Source organism: Pseudanabaena yagii GIHE-NHR1 (assembly GCF_012863495.1).
In the GTDB taxonomy this organism is placed as follows: Bacteria; Cyanobacteriota; Cyanobacteriia; order Pseudanabaenales; family Pseudanabaenaceae; genus Pseudanabaena; species Pseudanabaena yagii.
Window position 1 is genome coordinate 2,226,601 of sequence record NZ_JAAVJL010000001.1, and the last position, 16,258, is coordinate 2,242,858.

Annotated in this window: 9 protein-coding genes; 2 read left to right on the forward strand and 7 right to left on the reverse strand. The window is 41.5% G+C overall.

The genetic code is table 11. The features are described 5' to 3' along the window. Nucleotides 1-3: 3 nt before the first annotated feature. On the forward strand, nt 4-1,248 hold the full coding sequence (locus HC246_RS10180; protein WP_169363291.1) for an ATP-binding protein: 1,245 nt from the start codon (nt 4-6) through the stop codon (nt 1,246-1,248). A 74-nt stretch (nt 1,249-1,322) separates the two neighbouring features. Here the strand turns inward: HC246_RS10180 and HC246_RS10185 are convergent, their stop codons facing one another. The 6 genes from HC246_RS10185 to hoxU all read right to left on the reverse strand — a co-directional run bounded on the left by HC246_RS10185 (nt 1,323) and on the right by hoxU (nt 9,645). Further along, nucleotides 1,323-2,747: a Ni/Fe hydrogenase subunit alpha gene (locus HC246_RS10185; RefSeq protein WP_169363292.1), complete on the reverse strand. Its 1,425-nt coding sequence runs from the start codon at nt 2,745-2,747 to the stop codon at nt 1,323-1,325. A 67-nt stretch (nt 2,748-2,814) separates the two neighbouring features. Then, on the reverse strand, nt 2,815-3,387 hold the full coding sequence (locus tag HC246_RS10190) for an NADH-quinone oxidoreductase subunit B family protein (protein WP_169363293.1): 573 nt from the start codon (nt 3,385-3,387) through the stop codon (nt 2,815-2,817). 155 nt (nt 3,388-3,542) lie between these two features. After that, nucleotides 3,543-4,463, reverse strand: a complete 921-nt coding sequence (fdhD, locus tag HC246_RS10195) for a formate dehydrogenase accessory sulfurtransferase FdhD (protein WP_169363294.1) — start codon at nt 4,461-4,463, stop codon at nt 3,543-3,545. Continuing rightward, nucleotides 4,456-7,254: a formate dehydrogenase subunit alpha gene (gene fdhF / locus HC246_RS10200; protein ID WP_169363295.1), complete on the reverse strand. Its 2,799-nt coding sequence runs from the start codon at nt 7,252-7,254 to the stop codon at nt 4,456-4,458. Before fdhF ends, fdhD begins: the two co-directional genes overlap by 8 nt. 24 nt (nt 7,255-7,278) lie before the next feature. Next, entirely contained in the window at nt 7,279-8,922 is a 1,644-nt protein-coding gene (locus HC246_RS10205) for an NADH-ubiquinone oxidoreductase-F iron-sulfur binding region domain-containing protein (protein WP_169363296.1), read from the reverse strand. A 6-nt stretch (nt 8,923-8,928) separates the two neighbouring features. Then, nucleotides 8,929-9,645, reverse strand: coding sequence for a bidirectional hydrogenase complex protein HoxU (gene hoxU, locus HC246_RS10210; protein WP_169363297.1), 717 nt, complete (start codon nt 9,643-9,645; stop codon nt 8,929-8,931). 418 nt (nt 9,646-10,063) lie between these two features. Between hoxU and glgX the strand changes: the two genes are divergently transcribed. Next, on the forward strand, nt 10,064-12,241 hold the full coding sequence (gene glgX / locus HC246_RS10215; protein WP_169363298.1) for a glycogen debranching protein GlgX: 2,178 nt from the start codon (nt 10,064-10,066) through the stop codon (nt 12,239-12,241). A 9-nt stretch (nt 12,242-12,250) separates the two neighbouring features. On the opposite strand, the gene HC246_RS10220 is transcribed toward glgX, so the two are convergent. Next, entirely contained in the window at nt 12,251-16,135 is a 3,885-nt protein-coding gene (locus HC246_RS10220) for a tetratricopeptide repeat protein (RefSeq protein WP_169363299.1), read from the reverse strand. Nucleotides 16,136-16,258 lie beyond the last annotated feature (123 nt).

Below are 16,258 nucleotides of genomic sequence, written 5' to 3' on the forward strand. Positions count from 1 at the left end.
ATCATGCCCAACCTCTCTTCTCTCCACGCTTGTAATCCCAGCTTTTTGCTCTGTCCGCAGAACGAAGTTTATTACGTGGATTTGGCGGATGGAAGGGGTGAAGATGTCGTCAAGCGTTTACGTCGCACAATTGTCCTATCTCCGAATAAGCCCACATTTCAACTACTGTCAGGACATATCGGCAGTGGCAAAACAACGGAATTAATGCGTTTAAAAGCGGGGCTAGAACAGCAGGGATTTGTGGTTATTTACTGTGCGGCGGATGAATATCTGCAAATTGATGATGTGGGCTTAACGGAGATCTGGCTATTCATTTTGTATTTGATTTTGCAACAGATGGAAAAAAAGGGCGAGTCTCTATCAGTTGCCTATTTGCCTAATGCGATCACAGAAATCGAACAGTGGTTAAGAATTTCTGCCCCCATTGGTGTAGCTACCTATGCACCACGCTTACAGAGAATTTTGCAGATTTTGCAAGACAACAATCAACATCGCCGCCAGTTACGACATCACCTAGAGCCAAGGCTCAAAAATTCTCTCCTTGCGGCTGGTGAAGAAGTTACAGCGATCGAGGTCGATCGCTTGAAACAGCTTGGTAAAAAAGGACTTGTAATCGTAATCGATAATCTCGATCGCTTAAACCTTGAGCAAATTGAAATGATTTTTGGTGATGGTGGCAAATATCTGCGTCAATTTCAATGTCATACCATTTACACGCTGCCCTTACTGGCGATCACGACTGAAGAAGAGCAACTGCAACGCTTTCAGCAAAGGCTAAAGGGAAATATGCCGATTGTTCTGCCCAGTTTAATGCTACGCGATCGGCAGGGAGAGATTAATACTCAGTGTTTAAATTTACTGCGCCAAGTAGTTTTGGCGAGAATGCTGTCGCATATTCCTAGGGAAAAAAGGCTAGAGCAAGTGACGGAGGTTTTTGAGGATCTTGATACCCTTGATCAGTTATGTCTTGCTAGCTATGGACATCTCCCCTATTTGTTGTCGCTATTGTATGGGTGCTTGCAATGTCAAGATCCACCGATCCAACTTGCAACGATCCATCAGATTGTGCAAATGGATCATCAGCGACGTTTGGAAACTATCCGCGATCGCGATCAACAAGCCTTACAAAAATATCTTGCCAAGCCCCATGTCCTGACACCAGAGGCACTTAATCTATGTCAGCGCCTCCTACTATTTGAATATCATGATGAGCAGGGCAGTTGGTTCAGTAGCCCTTTTGCTAAGTAGCTAGGTACAGCAGTTGAATGTAAAAAATCGCACATGCAGCGTGCACTTTTTACTATATTTCCCGTGATGAGCGCCTATTTGCTTATTTCCTTAAGCACCTTGCCATCAGCCCCAATTAATTGCACCTGCATCGGCATTTGTCCATAGGCATGGGTGGAACAGCTCAGACAGGGATCGAAATTGCGAATCCCTGCTTCTACACGATTGAGAAAACCTTCGGACACATCGCCATCGTGAATATAATGTTTGGCAATCTGGACGACGGTTTTATTCATCGCTAGATTGTTATGACCTGTGGCGATAATCAAGTTCACTTTCTTAATCACTCCATTTTCATCGACGTTGTAGTGATGGAACAATGTACCGCGAGGAGCTTCGCTTACGCCAATACCTTCGAGGGCATTGATTCCTGCTTGGGCGCGAGTATGAGATGACATCACATCAGGATCTTCCACAAGTTCCTCAATCTTCTCTACGGCTGCAAGAATCTCAATCAACCGCGCATAGTGATAGAAAAATGAAGAGGTCGCCACCCTGCCCCCTGCGCGATCGCGAAATTCCTGTAGCTCCTGATTGGCTTTAGGCGTATCGATATATTCACAAACATTCAGCCGTGCAAGGGGGCCTACACGATAAATTCCATCGGGATAGCCAAGGGGTTTGTAATAGGGAAATTTGAGGTACGACCAAGGCTCAACGGCTTCACCGATATATTCCTGATAGTCATCTTCACTGAGATGATCGGCGACGATCTGCCCTTGACTATCGACAAAGCGAATATGTCCACCATAATGTTCCCATTCGCCTTTTTTGCCGACTAAGCTCATAAAAAGTGATGGAAATTTACCAAACACATCAACTTCCGTTTGCAGTTCGGTTAATAAATTTTTAAATAATCCTAAAGCATTCTCAATGGTGGCGAGGGATTCGGGTAGGCGATCGCGAATCCATGTCCGACCTTCTTCACTAAGAGGCGATCGCACACCACCCGCCACCGCCCAAGCCGTATGAATTTTTTTTGCGCCGAGAATTTCGATGATTTGCTGACCAAACTGGCGCAGGCGGATACCACCTCTAGCCAGATCGGGATTTGCTGCCATTAAGCCAAATACATTTCTCGTAGCAGGATTACTATCCCAACCCAGCAGAAAATCTGGGGAACTGAGGTGGAAAAAAGATAGAGCGTGGGATTGGGTGATTTGGGCAAGATTCATCATCCGTCGCAGTTTCTCGCCTGCCACAGGAATCTTCACTGCTAATAATTTATCGCCTGTTTTCGCGGATGCTAATAGATGACTCACGGGACAGATGCCACAAATGCGTGAGGTAATTCCCGCCATTTCCCACATGGGGCGACCTTCGCAAAATTTCTCAAAGCCGCGATATTCCACCACATGAAAATGGGCATCGGAAACTTCGCCTAGATCATCCAGAAAGATCGAGATTTTGGCATGACCTTCAATGCGTGTGACGGGATCGATTACTACTGTTTTTGCCATGACTAGATTCTCTCAATATTTATTTCTTATTCCCCTCTCCCTAAGGGAGAGGGGCTAGGGGTGAGGGCTATCCAAACTTAATCATTTCGCGTCCTTCCATTAGAGGCATCTTGCCCTCTAGCAAAGGCGTGATCGCTGCCTTAATCCGATCCGCCGATGGAGGACATCCGGGAATATACATATCCACTTTCACCACTTCGTGAACGGGCATCACTTTTTCTAATAGTTCAGGAACAATTCCGGAAGCTTTGGGAAGTTGCGGTGTAATATCACCTAGCTCTAAATAACTACGGCGTAACACCGTATCCGCATTATTGCTGCCCATCATGTTTCGCATGGCGGGGACATTGGCTGTAACTGCACAGTCACCAAAGGAAATCAGAAACTTTGTCTGTTTGCGGATTTTGTGAATTAGTTCTAGATTTTCTTCATTAGCGATCGCCCCTTCAACGAGGCACACATCAACATTTTCGGGATATTCCTTAATATCAGCGATCGGGCTATGGACGATATCGGCATATTTCACCAGTTCAAATAGCCATTCGTCCAAATCTAAAAAGGACATATGACAGCCCGAACATCCCGCCAGCCAAACCGTTGCGAGTTTAATTTTTTCTGAATTCTGCGCTACTTTTTCCATGGCTCCTATTTCCTATAGTTTCTAGTAAATTATCCTTGTGCCATACAGATTAAAAAAGGCGGCTTTTCTATAATCAGAATAGGCTAATCAGATGCTAAAAATGCTTACTTGTCATAGATATTGACAATCCTTGAAGATTAAATTTGAAGATTAAATTAATCCAAAATAATTCGCTCCCATCCTGCATAAACGTTAAATCGGTTTTCCCGTAAAAATCCCACTAATGTAATCCCAAATTCTTGAGCTAAGGCGATCGCTAAGCTGCTGGGAGGTGAAACGGCACAGACAATGGGAATCTGCGCCAAGATTGACTTCTGCACTAGCTCAAAACTAGTGCGCCCACTCATCATAACGATGCGATCGCTGAGGGGAATTTCATCAGCTAACAGAGCCGAGCCGATCAGCTTGTCCAGAGCATTATGCCGCCCGACATCTTCTCGCAAATTTAATAACTCACCTCCGAAATTAAATAGGGCGGCGGCGTGCAGTCCTCCTGTAGCCGCAAAAACCTTCTGTTGTAATCGTAATTTCTCAGCGAGACTATAAATAATTTCGGCAGAAATAGGACGATCTTGGGGATTGCTAACAATGGGCTGACAACCCCGTGATTTCAACGCTTCAATGCTGTTTTTACCGCAAACGCCACAGGCACTATTTGTGAAAAAATGACGTTCGAGATTGCTTAAATTGAGAACTAATTCTTCTCTTAGCTCCACATTGATAATATTGAGCCGTTGTTTGCCATCAATTTCAGGATTGACACAATAGTTCATCCTTTGAATATCTCGGCGATCGCCAATCAATCCTTCGCTGTAGAGAAATCCTGCTACCAAATCAAAATCATCAATAGGAGTTCGCATCGTCACCGAGATGGCTTGATGGGAATTCATCAGCCGAATTTCTAGGGGTTCTTCGGTCGCGACATCATCCCAACGCATCTGAACTTGGTGGTTTTGTACCGCCCAAATTTTAGTGTTAATTTTGGCTGTATTGTTAGCTGAATCCTTCGCTTTCAGACCCTCTTTAAGCTGCTCTTTAGGATTCGCTTTATTACTGCTTGGCAATAGATTAACCATAGGTCACCTCAAGCTGTTTCTCAAGGTTCAGTTCAGTTTGAAGACGCACGGCGATCGCTTTGTATTGCGGACATCGTGACTGTGGATCTAAATGGGGACCTGTGAGAAAATTAGTGTGGGTTTCGGGATAATGAAAGGTGAGGAACAATGTGCCTAGAGCCATTTTTCGCGAGAGCTTGGCTTTGACGACAATCTCTCCCCAACGGCTTTGAATTTTTACGGGTTGGCGATCGCTGATTCCCTGTTGATGAGCATCAAAGGGATGGATTTCTAGCAAATCTTCAGAAACTAAGACTTGGTTAGGCGTACGTCTGGTCATAGTGCCGACGTTGTAATGTTCGAGAACTCGTCCTGTAATTAATAGGAACGGATAGTCGGCAATACCATGTTCGGGACTAGGAATATAGTCAATGGAAACCAGCTTACCCTTACCGCGAATAAATCCTTGTTTATGGACTGTGGATGTGCCTTGATGATCGGCGGTAGAACAAGGCCATTGCAAACCATCGTTGGTGAGTCGGGAATAACTGACCCCACCAAATAAATGGGGAGCTACCTTTGCAATTTCCTCCATCACGGCGCTAGGAGTGGCATATTGCCAATTAGCACCCATGGCGATCGCTATATCTCGAATCGCCATCCAATCTGGACGCGCATCAAAAGGTGGTGCGACCGCAGGGCGGACGTGCTGAATCCGTCTTTCCCCATTGGTGAAGGTTCCTTCCTGTTCCAAAAAAGCCGCCGCAGGTAAAACTACATGGGCATATTTGGCTGTTTCCGATAGAAAGAGTTCCTGCACTACCAGAAAGTCTAAATTGGCTAAAGCTGCCCTGACATGGTGTTCGTTAGGGTCGCTCTGGGCAATATCTTCACCCTGTACCCACAGAGCGCGAATCTTGCCCGTCGCCGCCCCATCGAGCATTTCGGGAATGGTTAACCCCGCAGTTTCAGAAGGTAATGAACCCCAAAGTTTTGCTAAGTGGTTGCGGACTTCTGGTGAATTTAGTGGCTGATAGCCTGTAAATTGATTGGGCATTCCTCCCATATCGGCATTGCCTTGAACGTTGTTCTGTCCTCGCAATGGCAACATTCCTGCCCCCGACTGTCCGATGCTACCTGTCAACATTCCCAAATTGCAGTAGGTAATCACTGAAGATACGCCCTGCGTTAATTCCGATAAGCCTAAACCACTGACAAATAGAGCCGTCCCTGCATCGCCAATGATCTGCGCTGCTTTGCGAATTAGCTCAGGAGCAACGCTGGTAATGGCGGCAACTTCATCAAGGGCAAGGTTTTGCACAAAGTTACAGAACTCATCAAAACCTTCGACTCTCTCCCGCAGATAATCTTGATCAATAAGATTTTCGGCAATGATAATTTTGGCGATCGCATTGAAGAGAGGCACATTTGTCGCTGATAATAGCTGTAAATGTACATCTGCATAATCAGCTAATTCAATATGACGGGGATCAATGATCACCAACTTCGCTCCATTGAGGACTGCTTGTTTAATCCTTGCGCCCACAATTGGATGTCCTTCCGTAGGGTTGGCTCCTGCTATGACAATACATTTCGCCTTCTCAATATCTTCATAGGAAGCAGTGGCGGCTCCAGTGCCAGTGACAATTTGTAATGCCATTGCTGTGGAGGAATGACAGACTCGCGCACAGCAATCGACGTTATTTGTACCAATGATCGAGCGAAATAGTTTTTGCAACAGATAAGCCGCTTCATTGGTCGATCGCGAGGAAGTAAAAGCCCCTAGAGCATCTTGTCCCGATTCAGCTTTGATTTGCAAAAGTTTACTGGCGATTAAAGCGATCGCCTCTTGCCAAGAGATCGGCTGAAATTCTTGACCAACACGCTTGAGAGGTTGCGTCAGGCGATCGGGAGAATGGTGATAGGCATGGGCATAGCGTCCCTTCACACATAGATGTCCATGATTGACCGCCGCATCGCTAACCCCAGAAATCTGCACGACTTGCGTTTGAGTATTTTGCGTCTGGGTATTTTTAACTTGGGCAGTACTTACCTCTAGCCGACAACCCACACCACAATAACCACATACAGTTTCCGTTACGGATTCAATGGGCGGAGCAGCAAGGCGATCGCGATCGCTAATTGCGCCAGTGGGACAACGCTCAACACAAGCCCCACAGGATACGCAGGGACTTTCCGCAAAATTGATCCCTGCACCGAAAATAAGTTGACTTGCGCCGCCACGATTAGCAATTCCATAGACAAACTGCCCCTGAATCTGCTCGCAAGTATTTAAACAGAGCCGACAGGTAATGCAACGATTGACATCAAAGCGCAAATAGGGATGACTATCATCAATTTTTGGGATGATTTTGGAGCTAGTTGCGGCGCTATGGCGATCGCCTAAAGGAAAGCTAGGCAGATGATAGTCGTGAAGTAATTGATTAAATTTGTGACTTTGAGGATGATGCAGCATATTCTCTGATTCATCAGATTCAATCCTTGATAGTGATTGATCCTGAAAGTCTGACTCAAGGTAAAGAGAGAGAATATCGCGCCGTAATTCTTCCAATTTTGGCGTATGGGTTTGGATCTCCATACCTGCGAGAATTGGTGTGTGACAAGCTGCCACAGGTTTATCTCTGTGATTGACCTCTACCAAACAGAGGCGACAACCTCCCTCTGGGCGCAGTCCTTCCCCATAACATAAAGTGGGAATAGATATATTCAGACGTTTGGCAGCTTGAAGAATGGTTTCCCCTGCATGGATGTTGATCACTTGCCCATTAATTGAAGCCTGTAAGTTATTCATAAACTTAGTCCTGAATGCTTAGCTCTAACTGAAAATGCGATCGCCGAAATGTTCAATCATTTGCCGCATGGGGACGGGCATCGACTGACCAAAGGCACAGAGACTTCCCTGTTCCATCACGTTAAATAATCGCTCTAGTTGCGATCGGCTATCTTTTTGATGAAGGCGATCGCGAACCAAATTGAGAGCCTTGTGGGAACCCAGCCGACAGGGAACACATTTACCACAGGACTCATCCACCATGAACTCTAGCCAATGCTCTAACAAAGCTCGATAGTCTGTACCCTGTGGTAAGGCGACTAGCCCACCATGTCCTAGCTGAATCCCTTGCGCCGACATAGCTCCATAACAAATCGGCAAATCCCATTGCTCAGGAGTTAAGAGGCTACCCATTGGACCTCCGAGGAGAATTGCTTCTAAGGGTTGACCATCGGCACTGCCTCCTGCGGCGGCCATTAATTCGCGCAAAGTCATTCCAAATTCGACTTCCACAATCCCTGAACGGGCAAAACCATAATTCAAACACATGGCTTTTGTGCCAGCACTGGCTGTTGTGCCAAGATTGGCGTAAGCTGCTGCCCCCATGTCTAGAATTGCCGCCACATTGACCAGAGTTTCCACATTGTTAACCACTGTGGGTTTACCATAGAGTCCCTCTACGGTCGGATAGGGAGGACGGATCTGCACTTCGCCGCGCAATCCTTCAATGGTGTTCAGCATGGCAGTTTCTTCGCCGCAAACATAACTACCCATACCCACAAATACAGAAATCTCAAAGGGAAAATTTGCAGCGCCAAAAATACCTGCATTCCTAGCATCATCAATCGCCTGTCGCATGGTGGCGATCGCCTGTGGATATTCTGAACGAATAAACACAATCCCTTGACTCGCGCCCACCGCATAACCACAGAGGAGAATCCCCTCAAGTACGCCGTGCGGATCTTTTTCCATAAGAACGCGATCAATAAATGAACCGGGGTCGCCCTCATCGCCATTGGTGACTACATAGCGAGGTTTGCCCTCAGCTTCAGCACAACTGCGCCATTTCTTACCTGTGGGAAATCCTGCGCCACCACGTCCCCTCAGTCCCGATTTTTCTAGACTTGATAGGACATTTTCAGGACTGCCATCCAGTGCCTTGAGAAAGGTGGAATACACACCTACGGAACGTGCTTTCGCTAGGTCAGCATAATCTTCAGTAATCCGCCGAGTGATAATCGGTTGCGGAGCCAGACAGCTTACAGATAGGGATTTCTGTGATTCTGTTAGAGAAATCTTCTCTAAATTTTGAGTAGCAACACCGCAAAATATCCGTTCTTGGCTATCTAACACCGCAGGAGAGCGATCGCAATAGCCCAAACAATAGACCCCCTTGCAACTATGTTGCTCTTCTAAATTTGCTTGCAAATCCTTTGCCCCAGCCAAAATACAGGATGTCCCCTGACATACCCGCAGTTCCCTATGCGGTTGGTGTAAATCAGCATAGTAAGAGATGATTCCTCGAACCGCAACTTCTGGCAGCCCCACTTTTTCAGCAAGAAATTTATAATCGGAAGCTTCTAAAAATTGACTGCTAGGATGATCTTGAGATCGGAGGTAATCATGAATATAGAGAAGAGGAGAAACCTCACCATTATGGGTTTCCCAATAGCGTCTCATGGTTTTCATAAGTTTTTACCTATTCCATTGTTTCTGCTCTCTCGCAGTAACGATAAATTCCAACTTGGTGCGATCGCGTTCCATTTCACCAACTGCCGAGCCTTTATCAAAAATGGCTCCCGTGGGGCAAGCATCCACGCATTTACCGCAAGAGGTACAAGCATCGACTTCGCCCCAAGGCTGATCGAGTCCCGTGATTAAGCGCGATTGTGCGCCGCGATTTGCCACATCCCAGACGTGCGCCCCCTCGATTTCATCGCATACCCGCACACAGCGCGTACAGAAAATGCAACGGTTGCGATCGATCCCGAATAAATCATGGGATAAATCCACATCACGCTGCGGAAACTGATAGGGAAAGCGGGAATGCTCCATACCTGTGGCGATCGCCATATTTTGCAGTTCACAATTGCCATTAGCCACACAGACCGCACAGACATGATTACCTTCCGCAAATAGCATTTCCACAGCCATTTTGCGATAGTTTTTTAGCTGATCTGTATGGGTATGCACTTCCATTCCTTCTGCAACTTGAGTAACACAGGCAGCAAGTAATTTATTACTACCCTTAACCTCCACCATGCAAAGGCGACAGGCTCCGACATCACTCACGCCTTCTAAATGGCACAGAGTCGGAATAGCGATCCCTGCTTCTTTTGCCGTAGCTAGAATGCTTTTACCCTGCTCGGCAGCAACTTCGATATCATTAATTTTTAGGGTTACTACAGCCATTTCTCCTTACTCCAAGCAGATTAAATCTTTACTTGAACTTGCAATAATCTATAATCTATTTTTAAGAAGTCTCTAAATTATGTTGAAATATAACTAGAGAAAGACATCTCATTGATACATGGAAATTATAAGAATGCAATTATTCTCCTGTAATAAATACAATATACGAACATTACTGTGAAGATAAATTATTGTCACAGATTATAACAATTCAATTATGGAAAGTCATGTCAGAAGTACCATAGTTTATAGGAGTTTCTGTGAGTAATTTAAAAACTCTTTGTTAATAAACATTTGTTTTTTATCGAATCAATTATCGTTATTGTAGGTTCCATCAAAGTTAAAAAAGTCTTTCCCAGAAGCGTTCTAGATTCCAAGGCATATAGTTAACTGTGAATAAATAGATAAAGAGTATTTTATGTTGACGGATTTAGACTCTAGGCATCCAACGGTTTATCCATTAGGGGCAACTTGGGATGGCAAAGGAACTAATTTTGCTATCTTTTCCAAACATGCAGCAGGTATTGAATTGTGTTTGTTCGATCAAGAAAATCGAGAAACTCGTTTACCGCTAGTTGAAGGCGAGAATCATATTTGGTCTTTCTATGTACCTGAGGTAAAACCTGGACAGAACTATGGATTTCGAGTTAATGGTCTTCATAAGCCTGAACAGGGACATCGCTTTAACCCAGCAAAGCTCCTGATCGATCCCTATGCTAAAGCGATCGCAGGTGATGTCATTCATGGGGCAGAAATTTTTGGTTATGCTTGGGACGATTCGCAAAAAGACTTGTCCATATCTTATCAAGATGATGCTCACCTGATTCCTAAGTCAGTGGTTGTAGATGACTCCTTTGATTGGGATGGAGATCGCCTTCTCCAAACACCTTGGAATCAGACTATTATTTATGAAACTCATGTCAAGAGCTTTACTCAGCAGAACCCCGACATTCCTGAAAATCTACGAGGTACTTATGTTGGTCTTGCACATCCTGCGGCGATCGCCCATTTGAAGTCTCTTGGTATTACAGCAGTTGAGCTTTTACCGATTCATCACTTCTTCCTTTACTCAGGTTTGCTTGCTGATAGAGGGTTAAGCAATTACTGGGGGTACGATCCCATCGGTTATTTTGCACCCTATTCTGGGTACAGTGCTAGTGGCATTTTGGGAGAGCAGGTGACAGAATTTAAGCATATGGTTAAATGCCTCCATGCTGAAGGCATAGAAGTGATTTTAGATGTCGTCTATAACCATACGGGAGAAGGTAATCATCTTGGTCCAACCCTATCTCTACGAGGAATTGACAATGCAGTTTATTATCGATTACAAGAAAATAATCTAAGAGAGTATACAGATTTTTCTGGATGCGGTAACTGTCCTAATACTCTTCATCCTCAAGTTTTAAAGCTAATTATGGATAGTCTACGTTACTGGGTGACAGAAATGCACGTTGATGGTTTTCGTTTTGATGTAGCAGCAGCTTTAGGTAGAGGAGAATTGATTGAAATAGATATATGGCGGGGGGCTGGACAGAGAAAGATCAAAGTTGCTAACTATGATTTTGATCCACTAGGAGTTTTTTTTACTCTTATCCATCAAGATCCTATTCTTTCTCAAGTTAAGTTGATTGCTGAAGCTTGGGATGCAGGAGACAGAGGCTATCAGATCGGAAATTTCCCCATTTTATGGTCGGAATGGAATGGCAAGTATGTCGATGTGATGCGAGATTTCTGGCGTGGTGAAGACATCAAGCTCAAAGAATTTGCTGATCGCTTTATAGGTAGCCCTGATTTGTATCAACACAATTACCGTCGCCCCCATGCCAGCATTAATTATGTTACCTGTCATGATGGTTTTACCCTCACCGATCTAGTTAGCTATAATGAGAAACATAACGAAGCGAATTTGGAAGATAGTGGCAGTAATCACAATCGTTCTGAGAATTTTGGCGTAGAAGGAGAGACAGATGACTCAGAAATTTTGCGGATGAGATCGCAGCAGAAACGCAACTTTTTAGTAACTCTGATGATGTCTCAAGGTGTACCGATGCTGTTAGGTGGTGATGAAATTGGGCGAACTCAACAGGGAAATAATAATCCTTATTGCCAAGACAATAAAATTTCTTGGTTTAATTGGGAATTAAGTGCGGAAAATGAGGCGCTATTAAAATTTGTCCAGCAGCTAATAGAGTTTCGTTGCCAACATCCAATATTTCGGCAAGACAATTGGTTAGAGAGAGAGTCAAACCGAGATGCTATTGCTTGGTTTAACTCTGATGGTATTGAGATAAGTGATGAACAATGGGCAAGTGTCATTCGTTGCATTAGTGTCTTCTTGGACAGTACAAAAATTCATTCTCCTAATATTCAAGATGATAGTTTTCTTCTTTTCTTCAATGCTGAGGATGAAATAATTGACTTTATTTTCCCTATTGATTTACGGGATAGGTCATGGAAAATTGTAATTGATACAACCAAACCCACGTTTGAGGAAAACTTGATTGAACTATATAAGCATGAATTTAAAGTAGCTGCGAGATCATTGTTAGTACTCCAAATTCTACATAGCCAGTATCTTATAATTCTAGATACCTGATTTATGGATTTACCAAATATTAGCATCTCGTTTATATTTTGTTCTTCTATCTTCACCTTCATTATTAATTTGTTGAAAAACAGATTCATTTTTAAAGATTTGCAGAAAAGTTGAATTTGCTTCAGGTATATTGTTACACAATTTCATTATTGATTTTAACCTCCAAATATTCTCATTATTGTCAGAATAATTTGATTCCAAAAAACATTGAGCCATTACTTTTAATTTAGATGAATACATTTTTATATATTTATCTTCTTTATTCCTTGAACTATTTTTTAAAAAATCCAAGGCATTCTCTAATAACTGAATGGCACTCGTGTAGTTACGTTGATTTAATAGAAGATCTACAAGTGTAAGTTGGCATTCGTACTTTAGATCGTCTTTTGCATATTCTAAACATTTGTTATATTGCTGTATTGCTTCTTTGTCATCTTTATTTCTTATTGTATAAATCTGTCCTAAATCAAAGTAAACTTGTGCTTTGCCTGTAATAGTCTCAGTTATTTTATTATATACTTTAATCGCTTTTTCATATTCCTGATTTTCTTTTAATGCATTACCCAACTTATACTCAGCGTCATAATAAAATACATTTGGATCAGAATAAGATGTATTCAGAGAATAATCTTTACGAATATCAATAGCTTTTTGAAAGCTAGAAATAGCTTCTTCATATGCCTTGTAATTACTATATGCAACACCTCTGTCATACCATAATTTATCGGCATTCTTTGGATTCTTTAAAGTAGTAATTTCAATAGCTTTATCAAAGCTAGCAATAGCCTCTTCATAGCGCTCTAACTTTGCTAGTGTTAAACCTCTTCTATACCAAGCATCTTCATACTCAGGATCAATTTGAATTGCTAGATCAAAGTTTTCTAACGCATCTTTATATTCAGATTTAGCTTCTCCAGAGTATAATTTGTGACTTTGCTTATCTGCAATATAGTGGAGAGCTATTCCCTTATCATATAAAGCCCAAGTCAAATCGTCTCTACGTTCTAAAGCTTTATTATAATATTTAATTGCTAGTCTAAAAAATTCTTCTTTGTCTTGCTTAAGCTTAGCAAGCTCAGTATAAGCCAATCCTAGACTATACCAAGCTAATGGAAATTCAGGATTCATTGTAATTGCTCGATTGTATATGTCTATAGACCTTTGAATCTCTTCATCCGAAGAACAAGTTAATCTAAGCTTATCACCCGCATCAACTAAACCACCATAGCTTTTGTGTTCTGAGCAATTTTCTTGCTTGTCAAAATTAATTGATTTTATGAATATATTTAATGCCTCCATATTTTGACTGTTGATTGATCCCATAAAATCTTTTAAAGCATCTTTATATTTTTCTACAGATTTATCATAGTTTTCTTTTTCAGTAGGTCTAAATCGCATTGTCTGATAATAGCTATCAACCTCTTTTTGACAATACTCAACTTTCCGAATGAGAAGGACGCGAAGACTTTCTGCCTGATTTTCGTCATGATTATGATGATTTTTGATTTTTTCTATGGATATTTCAATGTTTTGTCTCAGACACTCTAAAGTTTGCCCCTTAGCTTCCCAAAAGCGATGATCATATCGTTGTATGCTGATTGCCTTTTCATAATTTTTGAGGGCTTCCTCATAATGATCACGTGCTTCTTCTTCATTCTTCTGATCTTTGTATTTATCTCCTTGCAATTTAAGAATGTGACCTTGTTTAAATAAGGCATTAGCATTGTCTGGTTTATATTCCAATGCTTTCTTACACCAGTTGAGGCTAATGTCGTCGTGATCTGATTGCCAACACACGCTTTGCATAAAAAGTTGACTACTAAACGTTGGATCAACATGGTTAGCCGTCTTGTCAATAGCATCTCGTAAGTATGCTTCCCATTTATATTTATCTTCTTTTGACGCATTTGGGGAGAAATTTTTAACAATGTATTCCAGCACTGCAACCTTACCAATATCATCGTTTAATTGCTCAAAATGATTTTTGGCTAATTGCACAACTGCTTCAATCCGTGAGCGATATTTACCATAATGAGTGTTGTAATTGAGTTCAAAAGCTACCCATTTATATTTGGCTACGAATTCTAGTGTTTTCAAAAAGATTTTGGTGGGACTCTGGAGAAGAGGATGATCTTTTAACTCATGATTATTCGTTCCACTAGATTCCTCGCAAATTTTATCAAAGGCTATTTGGATTATTTCGTTCTTACGCAGATAAATTGAAGCAAACAAGTGGTATAAAAATGAACTCTGATAGTCAGATTGTTGAGCAAAGCAAGCATGGTAAAGATATTCTCCAATATATCCACACCACTCAATATCGCTATATTTAGTAAATGGTAGCTTGTCACGGCTTAACTTATCTGCTCGTTGTTTGAAGTAAATTGCGAGATGATTGTGAATTTCATAAAAAAGTTCTCGATTTTCTTGAAAAAGATTTCTCCGAAGTACTTGACGAACTAAATCATGAAAGTGATATCTATCTTGATTGAGAATAACAAAATATTGTTTTGATAGCCAATCAAACAAGTAGTCAACATCAGTTTTTTGATTTTCTTGCGAAGTGTTCAATTCCAGAAGTGCTTGATCTAAAAAATACTGAATTAACTGTTGGTCAAACCAGCGACAACAAGATATTATTTGAATAATTTTTTGTTTTTTATTTGAAAATCCAGATAAAAAGACATTTAAAATATCCCGATTAATTACTGAATCATCAATTTCTTTCTTTTCTATTCTTTGTTTGCAAAGGAGTTCAAGATACTTCGGATGTCCTTTAGTTAGTGAAAAATATTTCTGTGTTACTTCATCTCTTTCTTCATCGGTAAGCTCTTGCTCTAGCTGCTGTTTACAGTATTTATCTACTTCATCCTTTTCTTTAAAACAATCAAGACAAAGCTCGATGGCGATTTGACTATCTTGTTCTTGATCTATAAAGTTAGACCAATTGTCTTGCTTAGTTAACCGATTACGTCCAGAGATTATTATGATTACTTTGTGATTAGATTGATGGTTAAATAATTTACTTTCAGTAGAGAATAAAAATTGACAAAACCATTCATTTAAATCTGAAGTTAATTTATCAGTTGAGTGGATTTTTTCGTATTTTTCAAATATCAAGATAATAGACTGCTTCTTCGAGGCTTCAATTAACATTTCAATAAATAGTGGTGTCAAGTATATTAAAGGAGCTAACAAAAGCTTACGTACATTTTCATTTTGAGTTGCGTGGTGTTGATTTAAAAGACCATCTTTAATTTCCAGAAGTGAAGCGGCGATCTCTGGTGAAGTTCGTACAATTTGTACAATTTCCCCACCAATACTAGAAGCCATTGGCATTAACGCTGGAGCACCAAGAGCTAGCGCAAGACTAGAAGTAATAACCTTACCTCCTAACTCTGCCAACTTGGAAACACTTTCAATTTGCTCCTTGGTAACTGGTTCTGAACTTTTACTTCCAGTTGCTCTAAGCTTATTTAATGTGTCTTGATAAAGATTAGATACTTCCCTGAAGGTACTGCCTTGGAATAGATGATTTTCATGTTGTAGAGAATGTAGAATATTATCAACAAAATTCTTGTCAAAAGCAGGATCTGATGCAATCTTATCCATTAGTTTTAATGCTTCTTTCGGAGTCCCTAATTGCCCAAAATTAATTCGGATAATCCTGACATCTGTGGAGTTCTTGCCTTCCTTTTTTGTTGATTTTTTTGCTACCTCTTCTAAGTTCTCTAGGAAATCATGCTTCCCTACTCCACCAAGACCATAGAGAAGAAATATAAAAGGAACTTTTTTACCAGTTGAGCTTGATTCTTCAAGAGAGAATTTAAAAGCCCTGATAAATTTGTTTACATCCTCGTCATTTCGCTCGACATATTTTTTGTTGATTGTCATGACTTTCTAAATCTATGATGACTAATTATTTTATATATTAATCCCATTTTAATTCATCTTCATTAAGAGGATTATTCACATTAAGGCATTAAAATAAAACTTTATAGAAGTTAGCGATTACGT

Bases quoted from the DNA above. Each gene is read 5' to 3' on its own strand.
- HC246_RS10180 (WP_169363291.1), top strand. From the start codon at position 4: ATGCCCAACCTCTCTTCTCTCCACGCTTGTAATCCCAGCTTTTTGCTC.
- HC246_RS10185 (WP_169363292.1), bottom strand. From the start codon at position 2,747: ATGGCAAAAACAGTAGTAATCGATCCCGTCACACGCATTGAAGGTCAT.
- HC246_RS10190 (WP_169363293.1), bottom strand. From the start codon at position 3,387: ATGGAAAAAGTAGCGCAGAATTCAGAAAAAATTAAACTCGCAACGGTT.
- fdhD (WP_169363294.1), bottom strand. From the start codon at position 4,463: ATGGTTAATCTATTGCCAAGCAGTAATAAAGCGAATCCTAAAGAGCAG.
- fdhF (WP_169363295.1), bottom strand. From the start codon at position 7,254: ATGAATAACTTACAGGCTTCAATTAATGGGCAAGTGATCAACATCCAT.
- HC246_RS10205 (WP_169363296.1), bottom strand. From the start codon at position 8,922: ATGAAAACCATGAGACGCTATTGGGAAACCCATAATGGTGAGGTTTCT.
- hoxU (WP_169363297.1), bottom strand. From the start codon at position 9,645: ATGGCTGTAGTAACCCTAAAAATTAATGATATCGAAGTTGCTGCCGAG.
- glgX (WP_169363298.1), top strand. From the start codon at position 10,064: ATGTTGACGGATTTAGACTCTAGGCATCCAACGGTTTATCCATTAGGG.
- HC246_RS10220 (WP_169363299.1), bottom strand. From the start codon at position 16,135: ATGACAATCAACAAAAAATATGTCGAGCGAAATGACGAGGATGTAAAC.